General features: G+C 54.2%; 8 protein-coding genes and 2 pseudogenes. 2 read left to right on the plus strand and 8 right to left on the minus strand.

Features of this window, described 5'->3' with window-relative positions; all coding sequences use genetic code 11:
- Positions 1–128 precede the first annotated feature (128 nt).
- The 7 genes and pseudogenes from IB277_RS37205 to kdsA form a co-directional block, all read right to left on the minus strand.
- The gene (locus IB277_RS37205; RefSeq protein WP_192373338.1) at positions 129–401 is read right to left on the minus strand and encodes a transposase; all 273 of its coding nucleotides are present in this window, start codon (positions 399–401) and stop codon (positions 129–131) included.
- A 122-nt stretch (positions 402–523) separates the two neighbouring features.
- Positions 524–1,139, minus strand: a pseudogene (locus IB277_RS37210) (transposase); the annotation flags it as partial.
- Between the two features lie 269 nt (positions 1,140–1,408).
- On the minus strand, positions 1,409–2,401 hold the full coding sequence (galE, locus tag IB277_RS37215; RefSeq protein WP_192373340.1) for a UDP-glucose 4-epimerase GalE: 993 nt from the start codon (positions 2,399–2,401) through the stop codon (positions 1,409–1,411).
- Between the two features lie 102 nt (positions 2,402–2,503).
- Positions 2,504–3,853, minus strand: a complete 1,350-nt coding sequence (locus IB277_RS37220; protein ID WP_192373342.1) for an RkpR, polysaccharide export protein — start codon at positions 3,851–3,853, stop codon at positions 2,504–2,506.
- Between the two features lie 3 nt (positions 3,854–3,856).
- Positions 3,857–4,516 carry an ABC transporter ATP-binding protein gene (locus tag IB277_RS37225; protein WP_192373344.1) on the minus strand — a complete coding sequence of 220 codons (660 nt, stop codon included), beginning with the start codon at positions 4,514–4,516 and terminating at the stop codon, positions 3,857–3,859.
- Positions 4,513–5,283, minus strand: coding sequence for an ABC transporter permease (locus IB277_RS37230; RefSeq protein WP_192373346.1), 771 nt, complete (start codon positions 5,281–5,283; stop codon positions 4,513–4,515). Before IB277_RS37230 ends, IB277_RS37225 begins: the two co-directional genes overlap by 4 nt.
- 310 nt (positions 5,284–5,593) lie before the next feature.
- Complete coding sequence (gene kdsA, locus IB277_RS37235; protein WP_192373348.1) at positions 5,594–6,436, minus strand: 3-deoxy-8-phosphooctulonate synthase; 843 nt, start codon at positions 6,434–6,436, stop codon at positions 5,594–5,596.
- 307 nt (positions 6,437–6,743) lie between these two features.
- On the opposite strand from kdsA, the gene IB277_RS37240 reads away from it, so the two are divergent.
- Complete coding sequence (locus IB277_RS37240) at positions 6,744–7,733, plus strand: SIS domain-containing protein (RefSeq protein WP_192373350.1); 990 nt, start codon at positions 6,744–6,746, stop codon at positions 7,731–7,733.
- A 199-nt stretch (positions 7,734–7,932) separates the two neighbouring features.
- Here IB277_RS37240 and IB277_RS37245 read toward each other — a convergent pair.
- A pseudogene (locus IB277_RS37245) lies at positions 7,933–8,121 on the minus strand (integrase core domain-containing protein); the annotation flags it as partial.
- A 95-nt stretch (positions 8,122–8,216) separates the two neighbouring features.
- On the opposite strand from IB277_RS37245, the gene IB277_RS37250 reads away from it, so the two are divergent.
- Positions 8,217–8,429 (plus strand): DUF5372 family protein, encoded by a 213-nt coding sequence (locus IB277_RS37250; protein ID WP_371813773.1) that lies wholly within the window; start codon positions 8,217–8,219, stop codon positions 8,427–8,429.
- The last annotated feature ends 181 nt before the right edge of the window (positions 8,430–8,610 follow it).

The raw sequence follows: 8,610 nt of genomic DNA on the forward strand, positions 1-8,610 counted from the left end.
AACCGACATAAAGCACCGCCTTAAACGAATCAGGTGCTCCGAACAGAATCACAAGTGATTCTTTCGATTCAAGATTTCAGCGAAAGCTTTTCGTAAAAGACTCAGCTACTTATGGGTAATTGCAAGCGTCACCGGAGGGGTACGGTCAATCCCAACTCGATCAGCTCGGTCTGCAGGGCATTCATGTCACCGGGAACAAACACCGCATTCGCAGACGGCGACAACTGGCCCTTCTTCTTCAGTTCACCGCGCCAGGTGTAAATCTGTTGTCGTGTCACATCGTGTCGCTGAGCTACCTCGGTCACCGTCGCCCCGTCGATCCCAACCGACATGATAATCTCGAGATTCCGGTCGTCGCACCACCGGCGCCGCCGTTCCTGCCCAAGAATTTCCACACGCATCGCAAACCTCGCCTAGGACACGTCCTTAACGACGTCGTTAAACACGTATCTTAGGCCATCACGACGATAGCCGGCAGGCGGTGACAATCGGGCGGTTACGCGTTGCACGGGTAACCCCCCGTTTTGCGCTTCAACCGCTTGCGTGGCTTGATCCTGAGGTTCAGTTCCAGCTCGCGATAGATGCGGTATACCCGCTTATGGTTCCAGCGATGCCCCGGACATTGCGCAGGTAGAGAAAGCAAAGGCCGAAGCCAGCTCTTCTTCGCTCGCGTCAACCCGATCAGGAGATCCGCGATCTGCTCGTTCTCGTCGTTCAGCTTGGCGCTGTAACGATAGCAGGTTTCGCTGACACCAAAGGTGCGGCAGGCGAGTGCAATGCTCACCCCGTGCAACGCCACCGCTTTCCCGGCCATCCCTTGGCCGACAGGCAAATGCTCGCATTTGCCGAGAGGCTCCCGGCGTTGAGATGGCCGCGTCACTTTTTTTCAAGAGCCTCTTTGAGCAGCTCCGCCTGCATGCTCATCTCCGCATACATCTTCCTCAGCCGACGGTTCTCGTCTTCAAGAGCCTTCATCTGGCTGATCATCGACGCGTCCGTGCCGCCGTATTTGGCTCGCCATTTGTAAAACGACGCCGTGCTCATCCCGTGCTCCCGACATAGATCAGGCACGGAACGCCGCCCTCCGCCTGGCGCAGGATTGCAAGGATTTGCGGTTCGCCGAATCGGCTCGTCTTCATCAAAATCTCCTCGATCATAAAGCCCGAGAAAATTCTACTTTTGAAGTCCGTTATTCGGCGGGGGGATTACCCACGCACCAGCGTGTCCGCGGTCTGCATCGACGGCTACTCAACGTGGCAAAACTCCGTGCGTCAACGGAAGAGTTGACGAACGTGGGACCGGCTGCGCGGGCAATCTTGGAGAGCACTGCGCCCAATTGAAGGCAGGCAACAATGAAGCGCAAACGGATAATGGTCTTTCTACTGAAGCCGTGAGCGCCGTCGGTTGTCTACCGCAGGTTTCTACGGCTTAGATGAGCCTCCCAATCGAGTGAGGTCTTTACGATGAACGATAGGTCGTCGTACTCTGGTGTCCATTCCAATTGTTCGAATGCGACCGCAGGATTGGCTATCACTGACACCGCATCACCCTTCCGCCGATCGACGATGCGCACCGGAAAATCGTTACCAGACACCTTCTTCACAGATGCAATGACATCGAAGACGGAAAAGCCTCGGCCATACCCACAGTTGGCGACAATCGAACCGCCACCTAATCTCATCCGCATGAGAGCCTTCAAGTGAGCATTAGCAAGATCGTTGACGTGAATGAAGTCGCGTACACATGTGCCATCGACTGTAGGGTAATCTGCGCCATAGACATCAACGCCGTCTCGCTTGCCGAGGGCGGCCTCACAAGCCACCTTTATTAGATGCGTCGCCCCTGCGGTGGACTGTCCGGAACGTCCGTTTATGTCCGCCCCCGCTACGTTGAAATACCGTAAAATAGTGAAAGTGAAATCATGGGCCATTGCCGTGTCGCGTAACATGATTTCAGTCATCAGTTTGGAGGAGCCATAAGGTGACTCCGGCCGCAAAGGAGCCATCTCCCCAACGGGCGCGGAGTCCGAAGGAGTTCCATATACTGCTGCAGTCGATGAGAATACGAAGTACTTGACGCCGGCATTGACAGCAGCTTCAATTAGCGTCCTCGATTTTGCTGTGTTATTTTCATAATAATACAACGGTTTTGCAACGGACTCGGGAACAACAACTGAGCCCGCAAAATGGATTACAGAGTCAATATCGTGAGAGGCAAAAATAGTGCTGAGCAGTTCAAGATCTGCTATGTCCCCTTTATAAAAAGGCGCCTCAGGCGGTAAGGCCCATTCAAATCCAGTAGAGAGGCGATCAATTACCACGACATCTTCTTTTGCATCAATTAAAGACCAAAGCATGTGACTCCCAATGTAGCCAGCTCCACCCGTTACTAGTACTGCCATATTCTCTTTTCCTATTGTCAACTTGTCCAAAAAATTTGAGTGACCCTGACAGCAACGACAAAAACCTCTGTAGAAGTAGCAACAAAAAGCCTCAGCACCGCTTCAAGCACCCGCCTGCCATTGAGATCGGTAGCGTATATTGTACCAGCTCATAACCCCGATGCCCCAAGCAAAGAGAAGCCCAATGGCCACCAGGAATGCGTCGAGTGTTCGAGCCGGGTACTGCGCCTGCTCGGAGAGTGTCGGCGCGATAAAGAGGGCGAGATAGCGTTGGCGATTGTTTGCGTCGATGCGAGCCTTTTCAAGCGACGTCAGTGCAGCCGTGAAGGCACGCTCGGCAAATTCACGTTCGGTCTCAAGTTCCTCAAACTCGGCGATGCGTCCTGCGACGTCTGCCGCACCCTCATCGTTTGCAGCCGTTTTCCTTCCGCCTGTGCCAAGCCGCTGACGCTCGACGGCGAGTTGCTGTTCCACGCTTTTGATGCGCGCCTTCAGAACGTGGACTCGTGGGGTACCTTCGCTTACCTGACCTTTAACGGTCCCTAGGTCTGTGTTGAGCTGCGTCAGTTGCTGCTCTAGCGAGGCGATGAGCTGGATAGCTAGCTTCGCCCCTTCCTCCGGGCTAATTTCTTGCGCTTTGTCGCGGTAATCGCGTAGCACCGCCCGCGCCCTTGAAAGCCGCGCTTCCCCCCCCTGAACCTCGTTTCGTGCTGCCCTCAGCACATCGTTGCGTACTGACAGCGAGAGGCTATTTACAAGACTGCCCCTTTGGCCGACGATAAACTCCCCAAGAGCCTGTGCTTGTTGCGGGGAGAATGCTTTCACCGTCACTTGCATGATACCGGTGGCTTGGTCGAAGTTGACCCGCACCATGTTGCGCCAGTAAGCGAGCTTATCCTCGATCGGCAATTTTGAGCCGATGCCAAAAAAATAGTCGAGGCCGCGCGTCGCGTAGACAGACTCCAACATGAATTTGCAGTCAGCCGCAACCACTATTCGTTCACTCTGGATATAGTCCATTATTATGTAGCTATCAGAAACTGTGCTACCATCGGTAGCCTGAGTGAACATACCAAGAAAATCACTCGATACGCGTCTTCCTACGTTGCGCACCGCGAAGGACGTCGCGCTATAATACTGGTCGGCAGCGACGAACGTCATGTATAGCGACGCAAGTGTCGTCGGAGTAACCACAAGGGCGGGGAAAGAAACGCCGATTACAGCGTGTCGCCAGCACAGTTTTTTCAACCGTCCGGTTCTCCACCCCGTCTCCTCAGCAGGCTCGACCGCGGTCTCAGGCAGCGGAATGAAGAGCAGGCGCCTTTGTTTGGGAAGCTCGTCGAGAACTGCCATGCCCTTCGTCTTGGCTGCTGATGTGAAGCCAGGCTCGTTGGTTCTGGCTAACGCATGTGGGTGACTAAGCTTGCTGACTGCCGTGTCTTTGCTTGCCACCTTCTATTCTTCCTTCATATTCCGGTCGTGCGCCCGGATGGCGTCTTCTATATCTTCATAATAGGTTAGTCTGCCTTTTTCCAGTACAACGCCACTATCGCAAAAGTCGCGAATTGTAGTCGTACTGTGTGAGACCATAATCACGTCGGCCTCCTGTAACTTTGTTTCGAAGAGAGCCTGGCATTTCTTCTTAAAGTTTGCGTCGCCAACAGCCGTGATTTCGTCGACAAGATAGTAGTCAAAGTTCACGCCCATGCTCAAGCCGAAGGCCAGCCTCGCCTTCATGCCAGACGAGTAGGTGCCAACAGGCGCTCTGAAAAAGGGGCCGAGCTCAGCGAAATCCTCGACAAAGGCGATTAGCTGCTCCGTGTTAATACCATAAATGCGCGCGACAAATCGCACATTCTGTTGGCCAGTCATCGAACTTTGAAAGCTGCCCTGAAAGCCGAGCGGCCACGATATCTTACCCCGACGAACGATTCGCCCTTTATCCAATCTGATCGCCCCCGCAATGAGACGGAGTAACGTCGATTTTCCGGCGCCGTTGCGCCCGAGCAGTCCAACACTTTTGCCGCGATTAAGGGTTAGCGATGCGTTTTCGATGATCGGCTTTTTGATGCCTTTTGCGCGGGCATATTTCGTCGCCTGCTCGAACCTGATCATTCGCTTCTCAACGTTCTTCTAGAAAGGGTGAATACCAGCATTCCAACAAACATTGTCAGAAATGCGATCCGGTAAACATAGTCCATATCGAGGCCGGCCGCGCGGTATTGCGGATAAAAACCCTGCCGAAAGTTCATTATGATGTGGACTAGTGGATTGATAAGAACAATTTCGCGGTACGGTGCGGGAATCGAGTCGGGCAGGAAGAATACACCCGAAATAAGAAAAAGCGGGCGATTGAGAATGTTGAAGACTTGCTCGTACAATGGGTATTTAATGAAGAGAACAACGTTAATCATAGCCACCCCTAGACCAAAGGTGCAGGCCATAGACACTGCCTCAACTATGGCGGGCCAATGTAGATCAACCTCTGCCCGCGAAGTCGCGACGATGCAACCCAGAACGACAAGAGCAACCAATGATGTCGTGCAGGCCTGTAGTACGAAACGAGCGACGATCGCATCGATGGGCGCAACGTTCGGATAGCTGAGAAGCGCTTTGTTGGCGCGAATGGCACTGTTAAGATAGCCCGTTACCGCATGGTAGAATTGAAATGCAATATAGCCCGTGGCGAAGAAGAGGGCGAAGCTCGAGCCCAACGCAGGCATACGAGCAATGGCACGGAAGATTAGTGTCATTAGCAGTATATGTGCTACGGGATCGAGTAATGCCCATACGTAGCCGCCAGGTTTCGAACCAAACCGTGTCGACATCTCGCGCACAACAAGTGCTGCGACGACGCGGAAATGGGCGGAGAAATAGTTCATGACAATCACCCACATTTGTAAATGCGGCTAAGCTCCCGCACTTATCCAGGCCCTCGTTATCTTCTCCGCCGAATAGCACGTAACATTGTTCAAAGTCATTAGGGCTGCCATCGACAATAGGCGGTTTGGTCGCTCGCCAAGTCGAGCACCCAAGGTAGCATTTCGACCGTTCTTCTTTTTACTGCGGCGACGAATTTTGCATGGTCGACTTCGGCTTGAGATCTAGCCATAAAAGCCGAGATGCGTAGTATTTGGCCAATAGTGGCACTTTATGCCATACGAAAGGGTCATGTAGGCGCCAGCGCTGAGGTCAGTCCTTGGCGATCGCGTCGAAAGCGAGCAGCTTTTCGAGCAGCCTCGGCATGTCCTTCAGGTGCACCATGTTCGGGCCGTCCGAGGGTGCGTTGTCCGGGTCTTCGTGCGCCTCGACGAACACACCTGCGACGCCAACCGCGACGGCCGCACGCGCCAGGGTCTCGACGAATTCTCGTTGACCGCCCGAAGAGCCACCCTGCGCGCCCGGCTGCTGCACGGAGTGGGTCGCATCAAAGACGACCGGCGCGCCGAGCGAAGCCATGATCGGCAGCGAGCGCATGTCAGAGACGAGCGTGTTGTAGCCGAAGGAGGCTCCACGCTCGCAGAGCATGACATTGGGGTTGCCACTCTCAGTGAACTTCGCCAACACGTTCTTCATGTCCCAGGGCGCCAGGAACTGGCCCTTCTTGACGTTGATCGCGCGGCCGGTCTTGGCGGCTGCGACCAGAAGATCGGTCTGGCGCGACAGGAAGGCCGGGATCTGCAGAATGTCGACCGTCGGCGCGACGAGCGCGCACTGCTCTTCGGTGTGAATGTCGGTCAGAACCGGAAAGCCGAATTCCTTTTTCAGGTCGGCGAAGATTTCCATCGCCTTGTCGAGACCGATGCCGCGCTTGCCCGAAAGCGAGGTGCGGTTGGCCTTGTCGAAGGAGGACTTGTAGACGAGGCCGAGGCCGAGCTTGTTGCACAGTTCGGAAAGAGCGCCCGCCATCATGAAGGCGTGGTCACGGCTCTCCATCTGGCATGGGCCGGCGATCAGCGACAACTTCTCGGTCTGTGAGAAGGCGACCTGACGGCCGCCATCGCCGACAACAACTCTGGCATTAGTTTTCATCATAACACTCCAAAGCTGTTGCCGCAAAATCGCCTGAGCCCGTCACTGAAGAACTCGTTTCCGTCCAATAATCCACCAGTGCGCGTTTGCATAGCCGCGATTGTTTGCGTAATGGCACTTCGCTGCGCTCGCAAGCGGTGTGGTCCTATGTCCTTGCATATCAGACGGACCACAACAATCGAGGTTCACCGTAAATATAACAAACCCCGGCGACCCTGCTCTTGATGTAAACTTGAAGGCTGCGATTGATTTTAGGGGCTGAAAAAGGTAAGCGCCCTCTGAGGGCCATCAACAACTTGGGCAGCTGCTAATGAACATGATAATACGTGACGCTGTGCTGGCGTCAATCACGCGAACAATCGCTACTGCCGCTGACGGAATCAGCACATTGGCAGCATGTTTATCGAACGACTCCGCTCTCGCTTCCAGTTTGATAAATGCCGTTGAACTTGTGGCTTCGCGAACTGGGCGGGTTGTTGTCGCCGGAGTTGGTAAGAGTGGGCATATTGGTCGCAAGATCGCGGCAACGTTGGCATCGACAGGCACCTCGTCCTACTTCGTGCATCCAACAGAAGCGAGCCATGGCGATCTCGGCATGATCACGGGCCAAGACCTGCTTGTCTTACTTTCATGGTCTGGGGAGACCGTCGAACTCAGCAATATGCTATCTTACGCTAAGCGGTTTAATGTTCCAATAATTTCCATCACATCGAACATCGACAGCGTGATTGCACGCAACTCCTTGATCGCGATCACGTTGCCAAAAGTGTTGGAGGCCTGCCCTCATGGACTTGCGCCAACGGCCTCGGCGATGCTGCAGCTTATGATCGGCGATTGTCTCGCGATCGCTCTTCTCGAACGACGGGGCTTCTCAGCTCAAGACTTCAAAACATTTCATCCAGGCGGCAAGCTTGGCTCGCAATTGTTGCTTGCACACGAACTTGCCCATGCCGCTGAGGCCGTGCCCTTGTTACCGACTGGCAGCCCTATGGGTGAAGCGATCATTCAGATGTCTTCGAAGGGATTTGGGGTCGTGGGGGTTATTAGCGTCAGCGGTAACCTAGTCGGTGTAATTACTGATGGCGATCTCCGGCGGCACATGTCTGACAACTTTCTCCTTCTAACTGTGGATGCAGTTATGTCGCATCGGCCGCGGGTAATAGGGGGCGACATGCTGGCCAGTGCAGCCTTGGAAATTATGCAAGCGCAGAAAATTACCGTATTGTTCCTAGTGGACCAACAAAATCGACCGACTGGGATCCTGCACATCCACGACCTCCTGCGCGCCGGCGTTGCATAGTTGTGTCAGACTATATGTGCCGGTCTCATCGCTTCTCGCATTGTTAAGAATGAAACTCTACGGTTGCGCGCAGATCAACAGCTCAACGACGGCGGGCCGAGCATCTTTCGTGGCTTGTGCGGACCGCTGTTTCGTGTTGTGTTTTTTTAATGAGGTTTGCCGGATTTAACTGGAGTTGCCCCCAAAAGACCGGACATGCTCAGGCTTGAGATTGCGAGCTGATGAACTCGCGCGTGGATTGATATCCTAAAGCACTGTGCGGGTGAAGATTGTTGTAATGCTCGAACCAGAACGGCAGCTGCGCCATGACGGTTTCGGCATCCGGGGTGGGGTAGACCGCGACGTAATCGCGCTTGAAGGTTTTGACGAAGGCCTCGGCCATGCCGTTCTTTCAATTCCAGGACTGCAGTTCATACTGACACTCAAGCCCGCATAGAGTTCGAGGTTACGCACCCGTTCCATCCGTGGCGCGGACAGCGCTTCGTGCTGTCGACACGCAAAGAGAACTGGGGCGAAGACCGCGTCATGTTCTACGACGCCCAAGGACGGTTGCGTTCGCTTCCGGCCTCGTGGACCGATGTCAATGAGGCCGACTTGTTCAGTCAGGTTGCTGCAGGTCGGTCCTTCTCCCGCCCAGACGATCTGTCGGCGCTGGCGTCGTTGATTGATCACATTAAGCGCCGCCAGGAAGAATGACGAAGCGTCAAGTAAATTACGCCGCATATGTAAGCCTAATTATGCCGAGACGCAATGTCATTGATCGTCCAAGCAATAGGTAAGGCTCGATGTTACATGGGTTTCTGCGGTATTTGAGATATAATTTGATTGACGTGTGAGCAAAGTGCGGCATAATTTGCATTACACAGGGAGGCTCCCA

Source organism: Ensifer sp. ENS07, from assembly GCF_014852185.1.
Taxonomy (GTDB): domain Bacteria; phylum Pseudomonadota; class Alphaproteobacteria; order Rhizobiales; family Rhizobiaceae; genus Ensifer; species Ensifer adhaerens.

Excerpts from the sequence above, each read along its gene's own strand:
- IB277_RS37205 (WP_192373338.1), bottom strand. The coding sequence starts at position 401 with ATGCGTGTGGAAATTCTTGGGCAGGAACGGCGGCGCCGGTGGTGCGAC.
- galE (WP_192373340.1), bottom strand. The coding sequence starts at position 2,401 with ATGGCAGTACTAGTAACGGGTGGAGCTGGCTACATTGGGAGTCACATG.
- IB277_RS37225 (WP_192373344.1), bottom strand. The coding sequence starts at position 4,516 with ATGATCAGGTTCGAGCAGGCGACGAAATATGCCCGCGCAAAAGGCATC.
- IB277_RS37230 (WP_192373346.1), bottom strand. The coding sequence starts at position 5,283 with ATGAACTATTTCTCCGCCCATTTCCGCGTCGTCGCAGCACTTGTTGTG.
- kdsA (WP_192373348.1), bottom strand. The coding sequence starts at position 6,436 with ATGATGAAAACTAATGCCAGAGTTGTTGTCGGCGATGGCGGCCGTCAG.
- IB277_RS37240 (WP_192373350.1), top strand. The coding sequence starts at position 6,744 with ATGAACATGATAATACGTGACGCTGTGCTGGCGTCAATCACGCGAACA.